Consider the following 22,527-nt stretch of genomic DNA (forward strand, 5'->3'; position numbering starts at 1 on the left):
AGGGCTTTTTTATGAGTTGAGTTTGATCGACGCCAGCACCTGCTTCTGCCCCATCGAACACGGCACACCTTCGGGTTGCGCGCGTACTGCGTCGATCACCCCGAGTAACTGCGCCTTGCTGTGCGCCAGTTGTGCCTGCATCGCTTCAATCTGCTCGACCTTGCGTTCGAGCGCCTCGATCAGCTCGTCGCGCTTGTGCTCGCCGGGGGCGGGCATCAGCGCCTTGAGTTCCTGCAAGGTGAAACCGGCCTGCTGCGCGCTCTGGATCAAGCGCAGCGTCTGCAAGGCCTCCGGTGCATAGCGGCGATAGCCATTGGCCTGGCGCCCCACCTGGCTGATCAGCCCTTCGGCTTCATAGAAACGGATACGCGACGCCGCCAGCCCGCTCTGTTTGGCCAACTCACCAATATTCATCGACACTGCCTGCTTGACATTAAAGTTAACTTTAAGCTTAGCCTGAGGCCTCCCCTGCTCAGGAGTCAACCCATGTCACCCTTTGAACCCTTGCAACTGCCCAACGGCCAAGTCATCGCCAACCGTATCGCCAAGGCCGCGATGGAAGAGAATATGGCGGATGCCCAACAGGCGCCCTCCCGCGAATTGAAGCAGTTGTACAAGACCTGGGCGGACGGCGAGCCCGGCCTGCTGCTGACCGGCAACGTGATGATCGACCGCCGCGCCATGACCGGCCCCGGCGGCGTTGCCCTCGAAGACGAACAGCACCTGCACAGCTTTCGCGAATGGGCCGATGTGGCCCGCGCCAAGGGCGTGCATTTCTGGGTGCAGCTCAGCCATCCGGGCCGCCAGACCATGGCCAACCTGGGCCAGCAGGCAATAGCGCCTTCCGCCGTCGCCCTTGACCTGGGCGGCTTTTCGAAGATGTTCGCCAAACCCAGGGCCATGACCGAAGACGACATCCAGGACGTGATCAAGCGCTTCGCCACCAGCGCCCGCCTGGCTGAAAAAGCCGGCTTTACCGGGGTACAGATTCACGGTGCGCATGGCTACCTGATCAGCCAGTTTCTGTCGCCGCTGAGCAATCGGCGCACCGACCGTTGGGGCGGTTCGCTGGAGAACCGTGCGCGCCTTCTGTTGGAGGTGATCCACGCAGTGCGCGCCAACGTCAGCCCGTCATTTTGCGTGGCGGTCAAACTCAATTCGGCGGACTTCCAGCGCGGCGGCTTCGACGAGGCCGACGCACGCGCCGTGATCGAGATGATCAACCCGCTGCCCATCGACCTGCTCGAGCTGTCCGGCGGCAGCTATGAAGCACCGGCCATGCAGGGCGAAGCACGCGACGGCCGCACCCTGGCGCGTGAAGCCTACTTCCTGGCGTTCGCCAGCGAAGTGGCCGCCATCGCCACGATGCCGGTGATGGTCACCGGTGGCATCCGCCGCCTGCCCATCGTGCAACAAGTGCTCGACAGCGGCATCGCCATGGCCGGCATCGCCACCGCGCTGACCCTGGAACCGCAACTGATCAAGCACTGGCGCGAAGGTCGCGACGTCAACCCGCAACTGCAACCTATCGACTGGAAACGCAAACCCCTGGCCGCCCTCGCCATCCTCGCCGTGGTGCGCTACCAGATGCGCCGCCTGAGCCGTGGGCACCGGCCCAATCCCAAGGTGATCGCATGGACGGCGCTGGTCCGCGACCAGTGGTTTATCGCGCGGCGCACCCGGCAATACCGTGCGGCCATGACGCAATCTTCACATTAAGCGCGGAGCATTCGCCGTGATCGAACTGTCCCCTATTGATCAGCAATTTTTAACCTCACTGACGATTGGAGTTCTTCATGGCGAAAATCAACCTGGCCCAGCAATTGGCGACCACCCTTGAACAGGCGGGCATCAAGCGCATCTGGGGCCTGACCGGCGACAGCCTCAATGGCCTCACCGACGCCCTGCGCACCATGGACAGCATCGAGTGGATGCACGTGCGCCACGAAGAAGTGGCCGCCTTCGCCGCCGGTGCCGAGGCCGCCGCCACCGGTGAACTGACCGTGTGCGCCGGCAGCTGTGGGCCGGGCAACCTGCACTTGATCAATGGCCTGTTCGACTGCCATCGCAACCATGTGCCGGTACTGGCGATTGCGGCGCAGATCCCTTCGTCCGAGATCGGCCTGAACTACTTCCAGGAAACCCATCCCCAGGAGTTGTTCAAGGAGTGCAGCCACTTCATCGAGCTGGTCACCAACCCCGAGCAGATGCCGCACGTGCTGCACCGCGCCATGCGCTCGGCGATCCTCAATCGCGGCGTGGCGGTGGTGGTGATTCCGGGGGATGTGTCGCTGCTGGAGGTCGAAGACAAACTCAAGCCCTGGCCGGCCCTGCACGCACCGCGCACCCTGCCGGCGGAACAGGACCTGCAGCGCCTGACCGAAATCCTCGAGAGCAGCGAGAAGGTCACCCTGCTGTGCGGCAGTGGCTGCGCCGGTGCCCACGATCAGGTGGTCGCCCTGGCCGACGCCCTGGGTGCCCCAGTGGTGCATGCCCTGCGCGGCAAGGAGCACGTGGAATGGGACAACCCGTTCGACGTGGGCATGACCGGCCTGATCGGCTTCAGCTCCGGTTACCACGCCATGCTCGACTGCGACACGCTGATCATGCTCGGCACCGACTTCCCGTATCGCCAGTTCTACCCGACTGACGCGAAGATCATCCAGGTCGACCGCAACCCGCAGGCGCTGGGCCGTCGTGCCACGCTGGACCTGGGCATCGCCGCCGACGTCAGCGAGACCCTCGACGCGCTGTTGCCACGCCTGACCCGCAAGACCGATCGCAGCTTCCTCGAGACCTCCCTGAAGCACTACGAGAAAGCCCGCCAGGGGCTGGATGACCTCGCGCAACCGTCGAAGGCCAATCGACCGATTCACCCGCAGTACGTCGCGCGCCTGCTCAGTGAGTTGGCCGATGACGATGCCATCTTCACCGCCGACGTCGGCTCGCCGACCGTGTGGGCCGCGCGCTACTTGAAGATGAATGGCCGGCGCCGGCTGATCGGCTCGTTCAACCATGGTTCCATGGCCAATGCCATGCCCCAGGCCATCGGTGCCCAGGCGGCATTCCCCGGGCGGCAAGTGATTTCGATGTCGGGTGACGGCGGCTTTGCCATGTTGATGGGGGATTTCATCTCGTTGGCACAGCTGCAGTTGCCGGTCAAAGTCATCGTGTTCGATAACTCATCCCTGGGCTTTGTCGCCATGGAAATGAAGGCCGCCGGCTACCTGGATGCCGGCACCGAGTTGAAAAACCCGGACTTCGCGGCGATGTCCAACGCCATGGGCATCCTCGGCATTCGCGTGGAGCAATCCGAAGACCTGGAACCGGCCCTGCGTCGCGCCCTGGCCCATGATGGCCCGGTGCTGGTGGATGTGGTCACCGCGACCCAGGAACTGGTGATGCCGCCCACCATCAAGCTGGAGCAGGCCAAGGGGTTCAGCCTGTATATGCTCAAGGCGGTGATGAGCGGGCGCGGCGATGAAGTGATCGAACTGGCGCGCACCAACTGGCTGCGATAAAGCCGGCTGGGCGGGGAGCGGGCGTGCCCACTCCCCCGTTTGGCTCGGCTTATCGGCTCAGGCTGTCTGTTTTTCTACCCACTGGCCGTAGGCATCAATAAAGGCCTGCAGGAACGGCTTGGTCTTGTCCGAGACCTTGCCGGACTCATCGAACACGCTGCCCGCGCCACCCAGGTAGGCCTCCGGTTGCTGCATGCACGGCACATTGAGGAACACCAGCGACTGACGCAGGTGGTGGTTGGCGCCAAACCCACCAATCGCACCCGGCGACACGCTGATGATGGCGCCCGGCTTGCCGCTCCAGGCACTTTGGCCGTATGGGCGCGAACCCACGTCAATCGCATTCTTCAACGGGGCGGGCACGGAGCGGTTGTACTCCGGGGTCACAAACAGCACCGCGTCGGATGAGCGTACTTGCTGACGGAAAGTACTGTACGCTGCCGGCGGCGCAGCACCGTCGATGTCTTCGTTGTAGAGCGGCAAATCGCCAATTTCCACAATGTTCAACTTCAGGTTGGCAGGGGCCAGTTCGGCCAATGCCAGGGCGACCTTGCGGTTGATCGAGTCTTTTCTCAAGCTGCCAACCAGGACGGCAATCGTGTAGACCTTGCTCATTGGGGTTTCCCGACGTCTGACTAAAGGAGCTTGTAGTTATAGAGTCTTCGCGGCGCGTTCACCAGAAGGTTTTGATAATCCTCCAGGCGTTTGTCTCGCAGCCCAATGCGTAGGAAGTGTCTGAAAAGGTCAGCGAATAGTATTTTTTTTCCATAGGTAAACTACCCCGCTCTATGACGGTCTACACCACCGCAAATCGAGTGTTTATCTCCAGAGGTTCTAAACAGATGGCAGCAGTACTAGTCGGACAGTTTCATGCCAGAGACGCAGAAGGACGTGTGTACTCGGTGCATGAGTTCCAGGAATCCAACCCGGCGCAAGGCGACCTGGCTGGCTCGGCACCCACCACCACCTACAAGCTGGCCATTGGCGACCGTGTAGAAAAACTGGAAGGCGATGAGTTCAAGCTGATCCAGTCGGGGACCATCATCGTGCGCGAATCGCAGACCACCCTCGCTTCATAAGCCTGATCCCCCGAACGTACCCGCTCAGTCCCGGCCATTGACGGCATTGACTGGGCCGGGCGATCACGGCCGACGGATCTCGGTGATTTCCAGCCCCGGCTCCCCGTCGACTTGCTTGAGCGTCACCATCAACCTCCCCCGCTCGCCCTCCACCGCATACATCAGGCGCGTGTAGCCCGGCGAGTTGTACGCGGGATATGCCACCACCTGCCTGACCAGCGTCATGTCCAGCACCGTACCCACCTGCGCGCCCACCTGTTCCTCGGCACGGATAAACGCCTCCAGGGCAAGGTTTTGCGGGGTGATTTCGTCATGATTGCTGAAGAGATAAGCGGCCACGCACCCTACGGTCACCAGGACCAGCAGTGGCTTGGCCGTTACCCCGAGGAATATCGAGGGCAAACGCATATGAGACCAGACCTGTTTTTGTTGTGTGTGCCGGTCACCGGCTTTGGTCGTTGTCGATCAGACGAGCCATTCTAATCAGGTCGATGGGTAATGCCAGATGATTTACTGGTCGCCGTAGGTAATATCCTTGTTCTCACCCACGCCCCCCAGTGTGCGGTCCTTGCCGAACGAAAACAGATCGAACGGCGTTCGCGTTTGGGTGGGCGGGAAGTGGTACTGATAGGCAACGCCCCAGGGATCGCTCAGCAGGTCTTCGTCGACATAGGGCCCCTTCCATTTCGTCTCGCCCGCCGGCTGCGTGGCCAGGGCCTCAAGGCCCTCGCTGTCAGTCGGGTAGCGGCCGGTGTCCTGGTGGAACCGCTCGACGGCCTCACCGAGCGTGGCCACCTGGGTCTTGGCCGTGGAAATTTCCGTCAGCGCCACATCGCCAAACAATCGCGGGCCCACGGCGAGTGCGAGCAAGCCAATGATGACGAGTGCCACCAACACCGCCCACCGGGTAAAGCCGTGTTGGCGCTGATGGGTGTTGACCCTGGTACTTCCCGGCATGGTAAGGCTCTCCGTCATCGCGCGATTGAACACTCTTTATACAGCCTGCTGGTTGCAGTTGCGTGCATGATTAACGGTAGTCGACGCCAATCAACGCCCCAGCTCTTTTTTGCCCACCCATTGAATCCCCGTCCTCCTGACCCTAGACTCCGGCCATGCGTTTACGTCATATCGAAGTGATTCAGGCCATCTTGCAGACCGGACACCTCGGCACGGCCGCCGAATGGTTGCAACTGCCTGTGGGCGATGTAGAGGCGACGCTCAAGGATGCCGAGCAGCAAGTGGGTTTCATGTTGTTCGCCAGCGTGCGTGGGCGCTTGCAGGCGACCCGCGAGACCCTGGAGCTGCAGGTCGAAATGGCCCACCTGCAGGAAGCGCTGGAACCGGTGCAACGCCTGGCCAGCCGTTTGAAACACCATCACGCTCCGACCTTGCGCGCCCTCTGCACCCCGCCGCTGGCCAACCAATTGTTGCCACACAGCATTGCAGTGCTGCGCCGACGCTTCCAGGACACACCGTGCAACCTCTCCAGCCAGCCGACGCGGGACATCGTCCGGAGCCTGTTGCTGCATGAAGCCGACGTCGGCTTGAGCCTGCATGACCCGCAGCACCCGCAAATCCACTGCAGCGTGCTGGCCCAAGGCAAGCTGCAACTGCTGGCGCCCCATGGCTGGCTCAAGCCCAAGCAAAAGTACATCGCGCTGCAGGACCTGGCCGGCCAATCGATGATCGGGCTCGAAGGACAAGACCCGCTCAGCCGTCTGCTGGACGCCAAGCTGCAAGCCTTGCGCCCACTGCCGGTGGTGCAGACGCGGGTACAGACTTACCAGATGATGCGCAGCATGGTGGAGGCCGGCGAAGGCCTGGCGATTGTCGACCCCTTCACCGCGTTCGGTGCGCGCGAGGCCGGGCTGGATGCCTGCCCGGTGTCGCCGCCGATCATGGTCAGCCTGTATGCGCTGACCCTCAAGGAGGGCGTGGCCTCGCCGGCCCTGAATGCGTTGCTGGAGATCGTCACGCAAAAGGCCGAGGGCCTGCTCGCCAGCGACACCAAACCCCTCGCCCCTACACCTTGAACAACCGATACCAGAAAATCGCCACTTCGCGGGTCTGCGGATCAATGCCGCGATAGCGCAGGTGGTCGATCCCGCCCATCACATAGCCGCAACGCTCATACAAACGGCAGGCGCCCAGGTTGTTGTTCTGGGTTTCGAGCATCATGCCCGGCAGGTTTTTCTTGCGGCTCCAGAACTGCGCCACATCCAGCAACGCCTTGGCCACCCCATGGCGTCGCGCGGGCAACGCCACCGCCAACTCGTCCACGTGGGCAAAGCCGTTCCAGTTGGTACTGATCACGATATGCCCGACCGCCCGATCATCCAGGTAGGCCATGAAGATCGCACTGTCCGGCGCATCGCGAAAACTGGCGAATTCCTCCGGGTCGATGCCATAGCACTTGCGGTACGGCACGATGCGCTCCACGGGCCATTGATCGACCCGCTTGCCCATCTGCGGCTCACCGTAGGCAACGACCTCGAAGCTGAAGTCATTGCCCCACACGTAGGCGTCAAAGCCTTCGTCGGCGACCCGTACACTGAGCCCCGGATACTTCGGGTTCATTACAGCTTGCATAAACATTCTTAACCCTTGATGCAATCGACGGTGTAACAACGACCACTGCCGTCGTCTTCGTGTTGCAATCCATGAACATCGGCGACAAAACCGGGAAAACTGCTATCGAACGTCCGGGCAAAGGCCAGGTAGTCAATGATCGATCGCGTCGACTCGGTAAAGCGCTCGCCCGGCATGATCAGCGGGATGCCGGGCGGATAAGGCACCAGCATCACCGCGGCTATGCGCCCTGGCAACGCATCGATAGACACCGCTTCCACCTCGCCCCTGACCAGTTGGTCGTAGGCGTGCGCCGGTTTCATCGCGATTTCCGGCAAAACCGTGTACATCCGTTTGAGGTGCTTGGCGGTCGCGTTGCTACGGTAACAGCTATGCAACTGATCGCACAGGTCACGCAGGCCGAGGCCCTGATAGCGCAACGGGCCCTGTGCGAACACCGATGGCAAACAACTGGCCAGGCTGGCATTGGCGTCGTAGTTGCGCTTGAACTCCAGCAACTCGGTGAGCAAGGTACTCCATTTACCCTTGGTGATGCCCATCGAAAACAGCACCAGGAAGGAATACAACCCGGTCTTTTCCACCACCAGCCCACGTTCCCAGAGGAATTTACTGACCACCGCCGCAGGAATGCCGCAGTCGCTCAGGGCGCCACCGGCGTTGAGTCCCGGCATCACCAGGGTGACTTTGATCGGGTCCAGCAGCACGTAGTCCTCAGCCACATCGCCGAAGCCGTGCCAATCATCCTGCGGCTGCAACAGCCAATCCGCCGTCGCCACGCGGTCGATACCGGCCACCGAGGGCGGTTGCCAGATGGAAAACCACCAGTCCTCAGCGGCAATGTGCTGGCGCAGATTGGCCAGCGCGCGACGAAAGCTCAGGGCCTCGTCGAACATTTCCTGCAGCAGCGAACGCCCGGCGGGGCCTTCCATCATCGCCGAGGCCACGTCCAGCGAGGCGATGATGCTGTACTGCGGCGAGGTGGAAATATGCATCATGAACGCTTCATTGAACCGATCACGGTCCAGCTGGCGGGCGCCGCCGTCCTGCACATGGATCATCGAAGCCTGGCTGAACGCCGCCAACAGCTTGTGCGTTGAGTGGGTGGTGAACACCAGCGGGCTGTCCGGGGTCCGCGAAGTGCCCATGCCATAGCGGCCGGCGAAGAACTCGTGGAAGGCGGCGTAGGCGTACCAGGCCTCGTCAAAGTGCAGCACCTCGACACTGTTGCCCAATTGCTGCTTGATCAGCTCGGCGTTGTAGCATAGCCCGTCATAGGTGGAGTTGGTCACCACCGCCAGCTTGACCTTCGCCGGTCGACCACGGGCCAGCGGGCTGGCCTCGATCTTGGCACGGATCGATTCCGGGCTGAATTCACTCAGGGGGATCGGGCCGATGATCCCCAGTTCGTTGCGTTCCGGGCACAGGTACAGCGGGATGGCACCGGTCATGATGATCGAATGCAACACCGACTTGTGGCAATTGCGGTCCACCAGCACCAGGTCGTCGCGCCCGACCATGGAGTGCCAGACGATCTTGTTGGCGGTCGACGTGCCGTTGATCACGAAGAACGTGTGATCGGCGCCAAAGTTGCGCGCGGCGCGGGCTTCGGCTTCGGCCAGCGGCCCGGTGTGATCGAGCAGCGAGCCCAGTTCGGGCACCGAGACCGACAAGTCCGAGCGCAGGGTGTTCTCGCCAAAGAACTGATGAAACGCCTGCCCCACCGGGCTCTTGCGATAAGCCACGCCGCCGCCATGGCCGGGGGTGTGCCAGGAATAATTGGAGTCGGCGGTGTGCTGCACCAGCGCCTTGAAAAACGGCGGCAACAGGCCGTCCAGGTAAGTGCGAGCCGCACGCGCCACTTGACGGGCGAGAAACGGCACGGTGTCTTCGAACAGGTAAAGAATGCCACGCAGTTGGTTGAGTTCGCTCATGGCATCGGCCGGTGCGTTCTCCAGGGTGACTTGCTCGCCCAGGGCAAAGATCGGCAGGTTCGGCGCCCGCACCCGCGCGAGGCGGATCAGCTCGACCATGTTCTGCAGCAGGTGGGTGTTTTCGCCGGCGCCTTCAGCGGCAATCAGCATGCACGCCAGGCCGTGATGGGTAGAGGCCACCAGCCGGCCTTCGGCGTAGTCCACCGCGGAAAAGATACTGAAGCCCTCTTGCTCCAACTCCCCGGCGATGCCTCGAACCCGATCACCGGCAACGGTGTCGGCCTTGATGTCACGGTGCACGATCAGCACTGGGAACTTCAGGTCTTTGTACATGGGTGCGGGCAGTCCTGAGGGCTATGCACTCAGGGTAGAAGCTTGCGGGCGTTGGCGCGAATGAAGATTTTGAAAGCGATGCACATCAGCTGCAGGCGCCGGCTTGCCGCCGATAGCGTCGAGCCAGCCGCGTTATCCATGGCTGATACATCGCTATCGCCGGCAAGCCGGTTCCCACAGGGGGACCGGTTATTGCTGGGTCAGTTGAGTCCACAACGCCGGCGCGCCCGCCGACTTGGCAATCGCTTCCAGGCGCGCGGCATGCTCGGCCAGGTCTTGCTCGCTGGCGCGGATGATCGTGGTGGGCTTGCGGTCCGCCGGCAGGCGACGGATCTCCGAAGGCCGGTTGCCCGAGCCTTCCGCCGAACCGCTGCCATCGGACGCGTTCCCTGCCAGGGACAGGCTGGTTTGCCCGCCCGTCATGGTCAGGTAAACGTCGGCGAGAATCTCGGAGTCGAGCAAGGCGCCGTGGAGTTCACGGCCGGAGTTGTCGACGCCATAACGCTTGCACAACGCATCGAGGCTGTTGCGCTGGCCGGGGTGACGCTCGCGGGCCATCATCAAGGTGTCGAGGATCGAGCAGTGCTGGGAAATGTCCGCGCGATCCGTCTGCCCCATCAGGGCAAATTCATTATTGATGAAGCCGACGTCGAACGCCGCGTTATGGATGATCAGTTGGGCGCCGTTGATGAATTCGAAGAACTCGTCCGCCACTTCGGCGAATCGCGGCTTGCCCTTGAGGAACTCGTCGGTGATGCCGTGGACGCCGATCGCGCCTTCGTCACTGTCGCGATCCGGTTGCAGGTAGACGTGGAAGTGGCGACCGGTAAGGCGGCGACCCATCAGTTCGACACAGCCGATTTCAATGATCCGGTGGCCGTCGGTCACCGGCATGCCGGTGGTTTCGGTATCGAGTACAACAGATCGGATGGCCATCAGGGTTCAGCTCTCAACGGTGTGGTGTGAATCAAAGGGCGCGATGTTAACACGTCAGCAGGCTTCAACTCTGCTTGTAGCCGCGCACTTCATCCACGCCCCGGTTGGCCAGTTGGTCGGCGCGCTCGTTGCCCGGATGGCCGATGTGACCGCGCACCCATTTCCAGGTGATGTCATGGCGATTGCATTGCTCATCGAGCAGTTGCCACAGGTCGGCATTCTTCACCGGTTCCTTGGCCGCGGTTTTCCAGCCACGCTTCTTCCAGTTGACCATCCACTCGTTGATGCCCTTCATCACGTATTGCGAGTCGGTCACCAGCAGCACGTTGCAGCGGCGCTTGAGTTCTTCGAGGCCGCGAATCGCGCCCATCAGTTCCATGCGGTTGTTGGTGGTGTTGGCTTCGCCGCCCCACAACTCCTTCTCCACGCCCTTGCACACCAGCAACGCGCCCCAGCCGCCAGGGCCGGGGTTGCCCTTGCAGGCACCATCAGTGAAGAGTTCTACGCTATCGGTCATCGGTTGCTCGGTCTGAAATCAAAAAAGTTTTACGGTTCGCTTTGCTTGCGGTTGACCTTGGCCATCGGCATCGGCACCAGCTTGCCCATGGACTGGCGTGGTACCTGGCGCACGGGACGCAGCCCGACCACGATCTTGCGCGCCACCAATAAATAGAAGCCGCCGCCAGACAACTGCCAGGCACCCGCGCGGCGTTCCCAGCCGGCCAGGCGGCCTTGCCACTTGGCTGACGCAAGCGGCGGACGATAGCACCCGAAGCGGCGTTTCTCCAGCGCGAAGCCCAGCAGGTTCAGCCAGTCGCCGACCCGCGACGGCGAGATGCAGCGTGCCTGGCGCAAGCCGTCATGGGCGAACACATGGCGCAGGCCCCAACTGCTCCAGGGGTTGATGCCGACAATCAGCAAATGGCCACCAGGGCGCACACTGCTCGCTGCTTCGCGCAACAAACCGTGGGGCGACAGGCAGAAATCCAGGCCGTGCTGCAACACCACCACATCGGCGGCGTGCTCGCTCAACGGCCAGGCCTGCTCTTCGCAGACGATCTCCACCCCGGGCAACGGCGCCCCCAGGCGCACGTTGCGTTGCACCTGCGGCGCGGCAGGCGGTGTCTGGGCCGACGGGCCGTAGTGCACCAGGTAGCCGCCAAAGAACCGGCCCAACTCGTCTTCGAGCATGCGCCGCTCTTCATCCAGCAGAAATTGCCCGATCGGCCCGGACAGCCATTCGCGGGCGGCGCTGATCAGTGCCAGCCACTCAGGATCGGCCTGGGCGAACGCTTTATCAGTCATTGCATTCTCCAACTCGCCTAGACGTTCTAAGATGCACCAATGTGTTCAGCTTGGCGAATCGAAGAATGATACAGATCAGTGCCCTGCCCGCCTTCACCGATAACTACATCTGGGTGTTACAAGACCCCGAGACCAACCGCTGCGCCGTGGTCGACCCCGGCGATGCCGCGCCCGTGCTGGCCTGGCTCAAGCAGAACCCGGACTGGACCCTCAGCGACATCCTGGTCACCCACCATCACCATGATCATGTCGGCGGTGTCGAACAACTCAAAAGCGCGACGGGTGCCAAGGTCTACGGCCCGGCGAACGAAAACATCCCGGCGCGGGATGTCGCCCTGCAGGATAACGACCGTATCAGCGTGCTCGGCTGGGATTTCGACGTGTACGCCGTGCCCGGCCACACCCTGGGCCATATCGCCTTTTATCACCAGGGCGTGCTGCTGTGTGGCGACACCCTGTTCGCCGCCGGTTGCGGGCGCCTGTTCGAAGGTACGCCGGAGCAGATGCACACTTCGCTGCAACGCCTGGCCGCCCTGCCCGCCGACACGCGGGTGTATTGCACCCACGAATACACACAAAGCAACCTCAAGTTCGCCCAGGCGGTGGAACCGGACAACGTCGATATCGCCAAACGCGTGGAAAACGTCCGCCAACTGCGTGACCGCGGCGAGATGACGCTGCCGTCCAACCTGGCCCTGGAGAAACTCACCAACCCCTTTTTGCGTACCGCTGAAACATCCGTTAAACAAAAAGCGGACGAACGGAATGGCCGCGACAACCGCACTGGGGCCGAGGTGTTTGCTAGCTTGAGGGCTTGGAAAGATAAGTTCTAACGGGATGCAATCTGATACGCAATTTCTGAATGGTTGACCGGAACCAAAGTGCTTTCTAGAATCGCCCGACATTTTTGCCCGGAACTTACTTCCAGCCAATGTCGTCATCTATTCGTAAATCCAACCATTCAGACGCATTGACCCGCCTGGCTCAAGCCGTGGCGGTGGCCGTGTCCGCGACTCTGGCGGGCTGCCAATCGACAAATTTCGCTGCACAATCCACCGTGCAACCCAAACCCAATCTTGCCGCCAAGATCAAGCAAAAACCTATTTGGCTTTCAGAGAAGCCCAGCCCCGAAGTGCCCCAGGATGTCTGGGAACGCATGCGCCGGGGCTTTCAATTGCAGGACGGACTGGGCGTCAACCCACGCATCGAGCAACAGCGCCTGTGGTTCGCCAGCAACCCGTCCTTCCTGGAGAACGCCGGTGAACGCGGCAGTCTCTACATTCATTACATCGTCGAACGCCTTGAAGAGCGCAACATGCCCCTGGAGCTGGCGCTGCTGCCAGTGATCGAAAGTGCCTACAACCCAATGGCCTATTCGCGCAGCGATGCGGTCGGCCTGTGGCAGTTCATCCCCTCCACCGGTCGCTACTTCAACCTGCGCCAGACCCGCGCCTATGATGGCCGCCGCGATATCACCGCCTCCACCACCGCCGCCCTGGACTATCTGACCCGCCTGCACGATATGTTCAATGGTGACTGGCTGCTGGCGCTGGCCGCCTATAACGCCGGCGAAGGCACGGTCAGCCGGGCCATCGAGCGCAACGAGAAGCTCGGCCTGCCCACCGACTACTGGAACCTGCCCCTGCCCCAGGAAACCAAGGACTACGTGCCCAAGTTCCTGGCGCTGTCCCAGGTGGTACTGGCCCCGGAGGCCTACGGCGTCAACCTGAACCCGATCGCCAACACGCCGTATTTCGAAGTGGTGGAAGTCAAGCAGAGCATGGACCTGTCCCGGGTCGCCGCGCTGGCCGAGATCGACGAAGACGAACTGTTCCAGCTCAACCCGGCACTCAAGCAGCGCACCACCCTGGATGGCCCGCAGCATCTGTTGGTGCCAAGTTCCAAGGCGCAACTGCTCACCAGCAGCCTTTCGGCGATGAAGCCCGAGGAATTGCTGGCGCTGCGTCCGAAGAAGCCGGTGTTCGACGAAGTTGAAACGGCACGGGTGGCCGGGCGTACCCGCAGCTACAAGGTGCGCAGTGGCGACAACCTCACGCTGATCGCCAAGGCGAACAAGGTCGATGTGCATGATCTGCAGCGCTGGAACAAGCTCAACGGCCAGGCGCTCAAGGTCGGCCAGACCCTGGTGATGCAGGACACGCGCAAGCTGGTGGCCAAGGCTGACAGCAAGAAGCCGGTGCAATACAAGGTCAAGAAAGGCGATTCGCTGTATATCGTCGCCAAACGTTTCAACGTCGAGATGCAACATCTCAAGCGCTGGAACCCGCGCACTGGCCAGGCGTTGAAGCCGGGGCAGATGCTGGTGGTTTCCGGCCCTCGGTAACCGGCTCACGAGCGGGCGCAGTTGGGAGCTGGCTTGCCGAGGCTGCGAAGGCGGCGGCATTGCTGGCATCCTCTTCGCCTGAGATACCGCTTTCGCAGCCTCGCTGAAGCTCGACAACTCCCACAGGGGATTGCGGTGTCGCCGTTATTTCAATCCCCTGTGGGATCGCAATATCCGAAGCGACGCGGCCCAAGTGTGGGAGCTGGCTTGCCCTGGTGAGGCTGCGAAGGCGGCGGCATTGCTGGCGTTTTCTTCGCCTGAGACAGCGCTTTCGCAGCCTCGCTGAAGCTCGACAACTCCCACAGGGGATTGCAGTGGCGCCGTTATTTCAATCCCCTGTGGGATCGCAATATCCAAAGCGACGCAGCCCAAGTGTGGGAGCTGGCTTGCCCTGGTGAGGCTGCGAAAGCGGCGGCATTGCTGGCATTCTCTTCGCCTGCGACAGCGCTTTCGCAGCCTCGCTGAAGCTCGACAACTACCACAGGGGATTGCGGTGTCGCCGTTATTTCAATCCCCTGTGGGATCGCAATATCCGAAGCGACGCAGCCCAAGTGTGGGAGCTGGCTTGCCCCGGTGAGGCTGCGAAGGCGGCGGCATTGCGGGCATTCTCTTCGCCTGCGACAGCGCTTTCGCAGCCTCGCTGAAGCTCGACAACTCCCACAGGGGATTGCGGTGTCGCCGTTATTTCAATCCCCTGTGGGATCGCAATATCCGAAGCGACGCAGCCCAAGTGTGGGAGCTGGCTTGCCCCGGTGAGGCTGCGAAGGCGGCGGCATTGCGGGCATTCTCTTCGCCTGCGACAGCGCTTTCGCAGCCTCGCTGAAGCTCGACAACTCCCACAGGGGATTGCGGTGTCGCCGTTATTTCAATCCCCTGTGGGATCGCAATATCCAAAGCGACGTGGCCCAAGTGTGGGAGCTGGCTTGCCTGCGATGCAGACACCTCGGTGTATCGGTGATACCGAGCCGATGCTATCGCAGGCAAGCCAGCTCCCACATTTGTCCGTCATACCGCTCAAGACCTCGCCGGCCCTCAGTCACCCCCCGCAACAGCCTTTTTCCAACCGGAACAAGCTGTTACTGTACCGATCATAAAGCCCAAGCTGCCTGGATCGGATTCCTGACTTGAAGCGTCCCCTCCTTTTACTAATAAGTCTGGCCTTGAGCTTTGGTGCGAACGCGACGATTACCGAGAGCCACGGTTACACGCAGTTCGGCACGCTCAAGTACCCGGCCAAATTCACCCACTTCGATTGGGTAAACCCTGCAGCGCCGAAAGGCGGGACCTTGCGGGTCATGGCATTTGGCACGTTCGATACGCTCAACCCCTACACTTTCAAGGGCTCCAGCCCGGTTTCCACGCCCAATTTCCTCCAGTACGGCGTCAATGAGCTGAACGAGCCGTTGATGGTCGGCACTGGCCAGTACGCGCCGTCCGGCGATGAACCCACTTCCAGCTATGGGCTGATTGCCCAGTCGGTGGAGTACAGCGAGGACCGCAGCTGGGTGGTGTTCAACCTGCGCCCGGAAGCACGCTTTCACGATGGCAAGCCGATCACCGCGTATGACGTGGCGTTTTCCTATCGCACCCTGCTGACCGAAGGCCACCCCCAGTACCGCACCAACCTGCAGGAAGTGGCGCGGGTCGATATCCTCAACCGGCACCGCATCCGATTTGTGTTCAAGCGCGCCGGCAATCCGCTGCTGATCCTGCGCCTGGGCGAGTTGCCGGTGCTGCCCCAGCACTACTGGAAGAATCGCGACTTCAAGGCCACCACCTTCGAACCCCCTTTGGGCAGTGGGCCGTACCGTATCAGCAAGGTCACCCCTGGGCGGCAGCTGGTGTTCGAGCGGGTCAAGGACTACTGGGGCAAGGACCTGCCGGTCAACCAGGGTTTTTATAACTACGACAAGGTCGAAGTGGAGTTCTACCGCGACAGCGACGTGGCCTTCGAAGCATTCAAGGCCGGTGAGTTCGATATCTATATCGAGCACCAGGCCAAGAACTGGGCGAATGGCTACAACTTCCCGGCGGTGAACCGGGGCGACGTGATCAAGGCACAGATCGCCCACCAGATCCCGACCCAGAGCCAGGGCCTGTTCATGAACACGCGCCGGCCGACCTTCAGCCAGACCAAGGTGCGCGAAGCCCTGGGCATGATGTTCGACTTCGAGTGGACCAACCGCACGCTGTTCAGCGGCGCCTATAAACGTACCCTCAGCTATTACCCCAACAGTGAATTCGCCGCCACCGGGGTGCCCATCGGCCATGAATGGCTGATGCTCTCGCCCTACCGCGACCAGTTGCCGCCCAACCTGTTCACGCAGGCCTTCAGCCTGCCCCAGACCGACGGACGCGGTATCCCCCGCGAAACCATGCGCCGCGCCCTCGCCCTGCTCGGCGACGCCGGCTGGAAGCTGTCGGGGCAACGTCTGCTCGACAAGGACGGGCAACCGCTGCGCTTCGAGATCCTGCTGGTCAACCCGAACCTGGAGCGCATCCTGCAGCCGTACGTCGAGAACCTGATCAGCATCGGCATCGACGCGCGCCTGCGCACGGTTGACCGCGCGCAGTACAAGCAGCGCCTGGACCAGTTCGACTTCGACATGATCCTGATCACCCTCAACCAGACCTTGAGCCCCGGCCTCGAACAGTGGCAGTACTTCCACTCCAGCCAGGCCGCCATCAAGGGCAGCAAGAACTACGCAGGCATCAACAACCCCATCGTCGATCACCTGCTGGAACAACTGCTGGCGGCCAAGACCCGCGAAGAACAACTGGCGGCCGGTCGCGCCCTGGACCGGGTGCTGCTGTGGCAGCACTACAGTATTCCCAACTGGTACCTCAACTATCATCGCTTGGCGTACCGCAACCGGTTCGCCTTTGTCACCACGCCGCCCTATAGCCTGGGCCTGAGCGCGTGGTGGCTGAAAGCTTCGGAGAAAGCCCAATGATGTATTTGCGTACTGCCCTGCTTGGCGGCCTGTTGCTGTGCACCGCGGCCCAGGCCGCCCCGCAACATGCGTTGACGCTCTACAACGAACCGCCGAAATACCCCGCCGACTTCAAGCACTTCGACTACGTCAACCCGGACGCGCCCAAGGGCGGCACCTTCCGCGAGTCGAGCATGGGCGGCTTCGACAGCCTCAACCCGTACATCAGCAAGGGCGTGCCCGCCGACAACCTGGGGTTGATCTACGATACCCTGGCCATGCAGAGCCTGGACGAACCGATCACGGAGTACGGGCTGGTCGCCGGCAAGATCGAAAAGGCCCCGGACAACAGTTGGGTGCGCTTCTACCTGCGCCCCGAAGCGCGCTTCCACGACGGTCACCCGATCCGTGCCGAAGACGTGGTGTTCACCTTCCAGACCCTGCTCAAGGAAGGCTCGCCGATCTACCGCACCTACTATGCCGACGTCGACGAAGTGGTCGCCGAGGATCCACTGCGCGTGCTGTTCAAGTTCAAGCGCACCAACAATCGTGAATTGCCGCTGATCCTCGGGCAACTGCCGGTATTGCCCAAGCACTGGTGGGCCACGCGCGAGTTTGCCAAGGGCAACCTGGAAGTGCCGCTGGGCAGCGGGCCGTACCAGGTCGCCGAGGTCAAGGCCGGGCGCATGATCCGCTACGAGCGGGTCAAGGACTACTGGGCCAAGGACCTGCCGATCACTAAAGGTTTCTACAATTTCGATAACCGCATCACCGACTACTACCGCGACAGCACCGTCTCCCTGGAAGCGTTGAAGGCCGGACAGTTCGATTACTGGCTGGAGTTCAGTGCCAAGAACTGGGCCAACGCCTACAACATTCCGGCGGTAGCCCAGGGCCGGCTGATCAAGGAAGAAATCCCCAACGGCAACCCTACCGGCATGCAGGGCTTTGTGTTCAATACGCGCAAGCCGATGTTCCAGGATGTGCGCGTGCGCAAGGCGATCAGCCTGTTGCTGGACTTCGAATGGAGCAACAAACAGCTGTTCAACGGCGCCTACACCCGTACCCGCAGTTATTTCGAAAACTCCGAAATGGCCGCCACCGGCCTGCCCGGACCGGACGAGCTGAAGATCCTCGAGCCGCTGCGCGACAACATCCCCGCCGAGGTCTTCACCCAGGCCTTCGAACCGGCCAAAACCGACGGCAGCGGCATGATCCGCACCCAGCAGCGCGAGGCCTATCAACTGCTGCAGGAAGCCGGCTGGCGCATCGTCGACGACAAGATGGTCGACACTACCGGCAAACCGGTGACCATCGAGTTCCTGCTCGCCCAGACCGAGTTCGAACGCATCCTGCTGCCATTCAAGCGCAACCTCGCCGACCTGGGCATCGACCTGGTGATCCGCCGGGTCGACGTCTCGCAGTTCGTCAACCGTATTCGCTCGCGGGACTTCGACATGCTGGTCGGCAGTTTCCCGCAGTCCACCTCACCGGGTAACGAGCAGCGCGAATTCTGGTCGTCGTCCAGCGCCGACAAACCCGGCAGCCGCAACTACATGGGGCTCAAGGACCCGGCCGTCGACCAACTGGTGGAAGAGCTGATCGACGCCGACTCGCGCCAAAGCCTGGTGGCCCATGCCAAGGCCCTGGACCGTGTGCTGCAGTTCGGTTACTACGTGATCCCCAACTGGCACATCAAGACCTACCGCGTGGCGTACTGGGACCACCTCGGCCACCCGAAAGTCTCACCACGCTATGACGTCGGCACCGCCACCTGGTGGGCCAAGCCCGATGCCAAGCCGGCAGTAACCGTGGACACCACCCAGACCGCCGATCCGGCGAGCGGAGGCGATTGAATGCTGGCCTATATTATTCGCCGCCTGTTACTGATCATCCCCACGCTGTTCGGCATCCTGCTGATCAACTTTGTGATCATCCAGGCCGCGCCCGGTGGGCCGGTCGAGCAGATGATCGCCAAGCTCGAAGGCTTTGAAGGCGCCACCAGCCGCATCGCCGGCGGCGGTGCCGAAGTCGCGGTGGCCGGCTCCAGCTACCGTGGCGCCCAGGGCCTGGACCCGGCGCTGATCAAGGAAATCGAGAAGATGTACGGCTTCGACAAGTCGGCGCCGGAACGCCTGTGGATCATGGTCAAGAACTACGCCACGCTGGATTTCGGCGACAGCTTCTTCCGCGACGCCAAGGTCATCGACCTGATCAAGGAAAAGATGCCGGTGTCCATCTCCCTCGGGCTGTGGAGCACGCTGATCATGTACCTGGTGTCGATCCCGCTGGGGATCGCCAAGGCCACGCGACACGGCAGCCACTTTGATGTGTGGACCAGCTCGGCGATCATCGTCGGCTACGCGATCCCGGCGTTCCTGTTTGCGATCCTGTTGATCGTGGTGTTTGCCGGCGGCAGTTATTTCGACTGGTTCCCGTTGCGCGGACTGACGTCCAACAACTTCGACGAACTGAGTTGGGGCGGCAAGATTCTCGACTACTTCTGGCACCTGGCGCTGCCGATTACCGCACTGGTGATCGGTAACTTCGCCACTATGACCCTGCTGACCAAGAACAGCTTTCTTGACGAGATCAACAAGCAGTACGTGGTCACCGCCAAGGCCAAGGGGTTGACCAACCGCCGCGTGCTCTACGGCCACGTGTTCCGCAATGCAATGTTGCTGGTGATCGCGGGCTTCCCCTCGGCGTTCATCGGCATCTTCTTCACCGGCTCCTTGCTGGTCGAAGTGATCTTCTCCCTCGACGGCCTCGGCCTGATGAGCTTTGAAGCGGCCATCAACCGCGACTACCCGGTGGTGTTCGGCACGCTGTTCATCTTCACCCTGCTGGGGCTGATCGTGAAACTGATCGGCGACCTCACCTACACCCTGGTCGATCCACGCATCGACTTCGCCAGCCGGGAGCATTGAGATGAATCTATCCCCCCTCAATCGCCGCCGGTTCGAGCGGTTCAAGGCCAACAAGCGTGGCTGGTGGTCGCTGTGGCTGTTCCTGATCCTGTTTGTGCTGAGCCTGGGCGCGGAGTTGATCGCCAACGACAAGCCGCTGGCCGTGCACTTCGATGGCGACTGGTATTTCCCGGCGCTCAAGCGCTACCCGGAGACCACCTTCGGCGGCGAATTCCCGCTGGAAGCCAACTACAAGAGCCCGTATATCCAGGAATTGCTCAAGGCCAAGGATGCCTGGACCTTGTGGGCGCCCATCCCGTTCAGCTACCAGAGCATCAACTACGACCTCAAAGTACCGGCCCCGGCGCCACCGTCCGCGGTGAACCTGCTGGGTACCGATGACCAGGGCCGTGACGTGCTCGCGCGGGTGATCTATGGCTTTCGCGTGTCGGTACTGTTCGCCCTGACGCTGACCGTGCTCAGCTCGATCATCGGCGTGATCGCCGGCGCCCTGCAGGGCTTCTATGGCGGCTGGGTCGACCTGGCCGGGCAGCGCTTCCTGGAAATCTGGTCCGGTTTGCCGGTGCTGTACCTGCTGATCATCCTCGCCAGCTTCGTGCAGCCCAACTTCTGGTGGCTGCTGGGGATCATGCTGCTGTTTTCCTGGATGAGCCTGGTGGACGTGGTGCGCGCCGAGTTCCTGCGCGGGCGCAACCTGGAATACGTACGCGCGGCCCGGGCACTGGGCATGCAGAACGGCGCGATCATGTTCCGCCACATCCTGCCCAATGCCATGGTCTCGACCATGACCTTCATGCCGTTCATTCTCACCGGCGCCATCGGCACCCTCACCGCCCTGGACTTCCTCGGCTTCGGCTTGCCCGCGGGCTCACCGTCGCTGGGTGAACTGGTGGCCCAGGGCAAATCCAACCTGCAGGCGCCGTGGCTGGGCATGAGCGCGTTTGCCGTGCTGGCGATCATGTTGAGTCTGCTGGTGTTTATCGGCGAGTCCGCTCGCGATGCCTTCGACCCGAGGAAATGAGATGAATCAGGACAATCTGATCGAAATCCGCGACCTCTCTGTCGAGTTCGTCACCGGCGAGCATCACCACCGTGTGGTGAACAACGTCAGCTTCGACATCAAGCGCGGCGAAACCCTGGCGCTGGTCGGCGAAAGCGGCTCCGGCAAATCGGTGACCGCCCACTCGATCCTGCGCCTGCTGCCCTACCCGTTGGCTCGGCATCCGTCGGGCACCATCGAGTACGCCGGGCAAGACCTGTTGACGCTCAAGGAAAAAACCCTGCGGCACATTCGCGGCAACCGCATTGCGATGATCTTCCAGGAGCCGATGACCTCGCTGAACCCGCTGCACAACATCGAGAAGCAGATCAACGAGGTACTCGGCCTGCACAAAGGCCTCACCGGCAAGGTCGCGACCCAGCGCACCCTGGAACTGCTGGAACTGGTCGGCATCCCCGAGCCGCACAAGCGCCTCAAGGCCCTGCCCCACGAACTCTCCGGCGGCCAGCGCCAGCGGGTGATGATCGCCATGGCGCTGGCCAACGAGCCGGAGTTGTTGATCGCTGACGAACCGACAACCGCCCTCGACGTCACCGTGCAGTTGAAGATCCTGGAGTTGCTCAAGGAGCTGCAGGTACGCCTGGGCATGGCCTTGCTGCTGATCAGCCACGACCTCAACCTGGTGCGACGCATCGCCCATCGGGTGTGCGTGATGCAACAGGGCTGCATCGTTGAACAGGCCGATTGCGAGACGCTGTTCCAGGCGCCGCAGCACCCCTACACCCAGGAGCTGCTGGCAGCCGAGCCCAGCGGCGGGCCGGCCGGCAACGCTATCGGTCCGCCGTTGCTGGAGGTCGATGACCTCAAGGTGTGGTTCCCGATCAAGAAAGGCTTTTTGCGCACCACCGTCGATTACGTCAAGGCGGTGGACGGCATCAACTTCAGCCTGCCGCAGGGGCAGACGCTGGGCATCGTCGGTGAAAGCGGCTCGGGTAAATCCACCCTGGGCCTGGCCATCTTGCGCTTGATCGCCAGCAAGGGCGGGATCCGCTTTGAAGGCCAGCAACTGGACACGCTCAGCCAGCAACAGGTACGCCCGTTGCGCCGCGAAATGCAGGTGGTGTTCCAGGACCCGTTCGGCAGCCTCAGCCCACGCATGTGCGTAAGCGAGATCGTCGGCGAAGGCCTGCGCATCCACAAGATGGGCACACCGGCCGAGCAGGAAGCGGCGATTATCGCCGCGCTCAAAGAGGTCGGCCTCGACCCGGCGTCGCGCAATCGCTACCCCCATGAGTTCTCCGGGGGCCAGCGTCAACGCATCGCCATCGCCCGCGCCCTGGTGCTCAAGCCACGCCTGATCCTGCTCGACGAACCGACCTCGGCGCTGGACCGCACCGTACAGCGCCAGGTGGTGGAATTGCTGCGCAGCCTGCAGGCCAAGTACAACCTGACCTACCTGTTTATCAGCCATGACCTGGCGGTGGTGAAGGCGCTGAGCCACCAGTTGATGGTGGTCAAGCAGGGGCAGGTGGTGGAACAAGGCGACGCCCAGGCGATTTTCGCCGACCCGCAGCACGCCTATACCCGGCAGTTGCTGGAGGCTGCCTTCCTGGTACCGGCCTGACG

General features: G+C 62.1%; 20 protein-coding genes. 11 read left to right on the forward strand and 9 right to left on the reverse strand.

The features are described from left to right. Nucleotides 1-9: 9 nt before the first annotated feature. Nucleotides 10-414 carry a MerR family transcriptional regulator gene (locus tag AC07OJ_RS22160; protein ID WP_065906419.1) on the reverse strand — a complete coding sequence of 135 codons (405 nt, stop codon included), beginning with the start codon at nt 412-414 and terminating at the stop codon, nt 10-12. 72 nt (nt 415-486) lie between these two features. Here AC07OJ_RS22160 and AC07OJ_RS22165 point away from each other — a divergent pair, with 72 nt between their 5' ends. Both AC07OJ_RS22165 and poxB read left to right on the forward strand, forming a co-directional pair. Beyond that, on the forward strand, nt 487-1,719 hold the full coding sequence (locus AC07OJ_RS22165; RefSeq protein ID WP_495095203.1) for an NADH:flavin oxidoreductase/NADH oxidase family protein: 1,233 nt from the start codon (nt 487-489) through the stop codon (nt 1,717-1,719). Between the two features lie 77 nt (nt 1,720-1,796). Next, nucleotides 1,797-3,521, forward strand: a complete 1,725-nt coding sequence (gene poxB / locus AC07OJ_RS22170; protein WP_201144160.1) for a ubiquinone-dependent pyruvate dehydrogenase — start codon at nt 1,797-1,799, stop codon at nt 3,519-3,521. 57 nt (nt 3,522-3,578) lie between these two features. Here poxB and AC07OJ_RS22175 read toward each other — a convergent pair whose 3' ends face one another. Beyond that, the gene (locus tag AC07OJ_RS22175; RefSeq protein WP_106804184.1) at nt 3,579-4,136 is read right to left on the reverse strand and encodes an NADPH-dependent FMN reductase; all 558 of its coding nucleotides are present in this window, start codon (nt 4,134-4,136) and stop codon (nt 3,579-3,581) included. Nucleotides 4,137-4,363: 227 nt separating this feature from the next. Here AC07OJ_RS22175 and AC07OJ_RS22180 point away from each other — a divergent pair, with 227 nt between their 5' ends. Beyond that, on the forward strand, nt 4,364-4,600 hold the full coding sequence (locus tag AC07OJ_RS22180; RefSeq protein ID WP_027606489.1) for a hypothetical protein: 237 nt from the start codon (nt 4,364-4,366) through the stop codon (nt 4,598-4,600). A gap of 63 nt (nt 4,601-4,663) precedes the next feature. Here the strand turns inward: AC07OJ_RS22180 and AC07OJ_RS22185 are convergent, their stop codons facing one another. Next, the gene (locus tag AC07OJ_RS22185) at nt 4,664-5,008 is read right to left on the reverse strand and encodes a hypothetical protein (RefSeq protein WP_106804185.1); all 345 of its coding nucleotides are present in this window, start codon (nt 5,006-5,008) and stop codon (nt 4,664-4,666) included. 102 nt (nt 5,009-5,110) lie between these two features. After that, complete coding sequence (gspG, locus tag AC07OJ_RS22190) at nt 5,111-5,557, reverse strand: type II secretion system major pseudopilin GspG (protein ID WP_495095204.1); 447 nt, start codon at nt 5,555-5,557, stop codon at nt 5,111-5,113. A gap of 155 nt (nt 5,558-5,712) precedes the next feature. On the opposite strand from gspG, the gene AC07OJ_RS22195 reads away from it, so the two are divergent. After that, nucleotides 5,713-6,633, forward strand: a complete 921-nt coding sequence (locus tag AC07OJ_RS22195) for a LysR substrate-binding domain-containing protein (protein ID WP_120448362.1) — start codon at nt 5,713-5,715, stop codon at nt 6,631-6,633. Here the strand turns inward: AC07OJ_RS22195 and AC07OJ_RS22200 are convergent. The 5 genes from AC07OJ_RS22200 to AC07OJ_RS22220 form a co-directional block, all read right to left on the reverse strand. Further along, the gene (locus AC07OJ_RS22200) at nt 6,623-7,189 is read right to left on the reverse strand and encodes a GNAT family N-acetyltransferase (protein WP_083221450.1); all 567 of its coding nucleotides are present in this window, start codon (nt 7,187-7,189) and stop codon (nt 6,623-6,625) included. The genes AC07OJ_RS22195 and AC07OJ_RS22200 overlap by 11 nt on opposite strands. 8 nt (nt 7,190-7,197) lie before the next feature. Continuing rightward, nucleotides 7,198-9,453 (reverse strand): Orn/Lys/Arg family decarboxylase, encoded by a 2,256-nt coding sequence (locus AC07OJ_RS22205; RefSeq protein ID WP_315420272.1) that lies wholly within the window; start codon nt 9,451-9,453, stop codon nt 7,198-7,200. A 189-nt stretch (nt 9,454-9,642) separates the two neighbouring features. Then, nucleotides 9,643-10,383, reverse strand: a complete 741-nt coding sequence (gene dnaQ / locus AC07OJ_RS22210) for a DNA polymerase III subunit epsilon (RefSeq protein WP_162946153.1) — start codon at nt 10,381-10,383, stop codon at nt 9,643-9,645. Nucleotides 10,384-10,453: 70 nt separating this feature from the next. Then, nucleotides 10,454-10,906: a ribonuclease HI gene (gene rnhA / locus AC07OJ_RS22215; protein ID WP_003173571.1), complete on the reverse strand. Its 453-nt coding sequence runs from the start codon at nt 10,904-10,906 to the stop codon at nt 10,454-10,456. Between the two features lie 29 nt (nt 10,907-10,935). Further along, nucleotides 10,936-11,694 carry a class I SAM-dependent methyltransferase gene (locus AC07OJ_RS22220; RefSeq protein WP_201144156.1) on the reverse strand — a complete coding sequence of 253 codons (759 nt, stop codon included), beginning with the start codon at nt 11,692-11,694 and terminating at the stop codon, nt 10,936-10,938. Between the two features lie 65 nt (nt 11,695-11,759). On the opposite strand from AC07OJ_RS22220, the gene gloB reads away from it, so the two are divergent. The 7 genes from gloB (at nt 11,760) to AC07OJ_RS22255 (ending at nt 22,525) form a co-directional block, all read left to right on the forward strand. Continuing rightward, nucleotides 11,760-12,527, forward strand: coding sequence for a hydroxyacylglutathione hydrolase (gloB, locus tag AC07OJ_RS22225; RefSeq protein ID WP_495095205.1), 768 nt, complete (start codon nt 11,760-11,762; stop codon nt 12,525-12,527). Between the two features lie 98 nt (nt 12,528-12,625). Then, complete coding sequence (locus AC07OJ_RS22230; RefSeq protein ID WP_065906399.1) at nt 12,626-14,038, forward strand: lytic transglycosylase domain-containing protein; 1,413 nt, start codon at nt 12,626-12,628, stop codon at nt 14,036-14,038. Between the two features lie 1,124 nt (nt 14,039-15,162). Next, nucleotides 15,163-16,992, forward strand: coding sequence for an extracellular solute-binding protein (locus AC07OJ_RS22235; RefSeq protein WP_495095206.1), 1,830 nt, complete (start codon nt 15,163-15,165; stop codon nt 16,990-16,992). Further along, the gene (locus AC07OJ_RS22240; protein ID WP_495095207.1) at nt 16,989-18,827 is read left to right on the forward strand and encodes an extracellular solute-binding protein; all 1,839 of its coding nucleotides are present in this window, start codon (nt 16,989-16,991) and stop codon (nt 18,825-18,827) included. Before AC07OJ_RS22235 ends, AC07OJ_RS22240 begins: the two co-directional genes overlap by 4 nt. Then, a complete protein-coding gene (locus AC07OJ_RS22245; protein WP_065906392.1) occupies nt 18,828-19,901 on the forward strand; it encodes a microcin C ABC transporter permease YejB in 1,074 nt (357 codons plus the stop codon). Nucleotide 19,902: 1 nt separating this feature from the next. After that, nucleotides 19,903-20,922 carry an ABC transporter permease gene (locus AC07OJ_RS22250; RefSeq protein WP_065906391.1) on the forward strand — a complete coding sequence of 340 codons (1,020 nt, stop codon included), beginning with the start codon at nt 19,903-19,905 and terminating at the stop codon, nt 20,920-20,922. A gap of 1 nt (nt 20,923) precedes the next feature. Continuing rightward, nucleotides 20,924-22,525 (forward strand): ABC transporter ATP-binding protein, encoded by a 1,602-nt coding sequence (locus AC07OJ_RS22255; protein WP_495095208.1) that lies wholly within the window; start codon nt 20,924-20,926, stop codon nt 22,523-22,525. Nucleotides 22,526-22,527 lie beyond the last annotated feature (2 nt).

It is taken from the genome of Pseudomonas sp. GW821-FHT09C08, assembly GCF_059418125.1.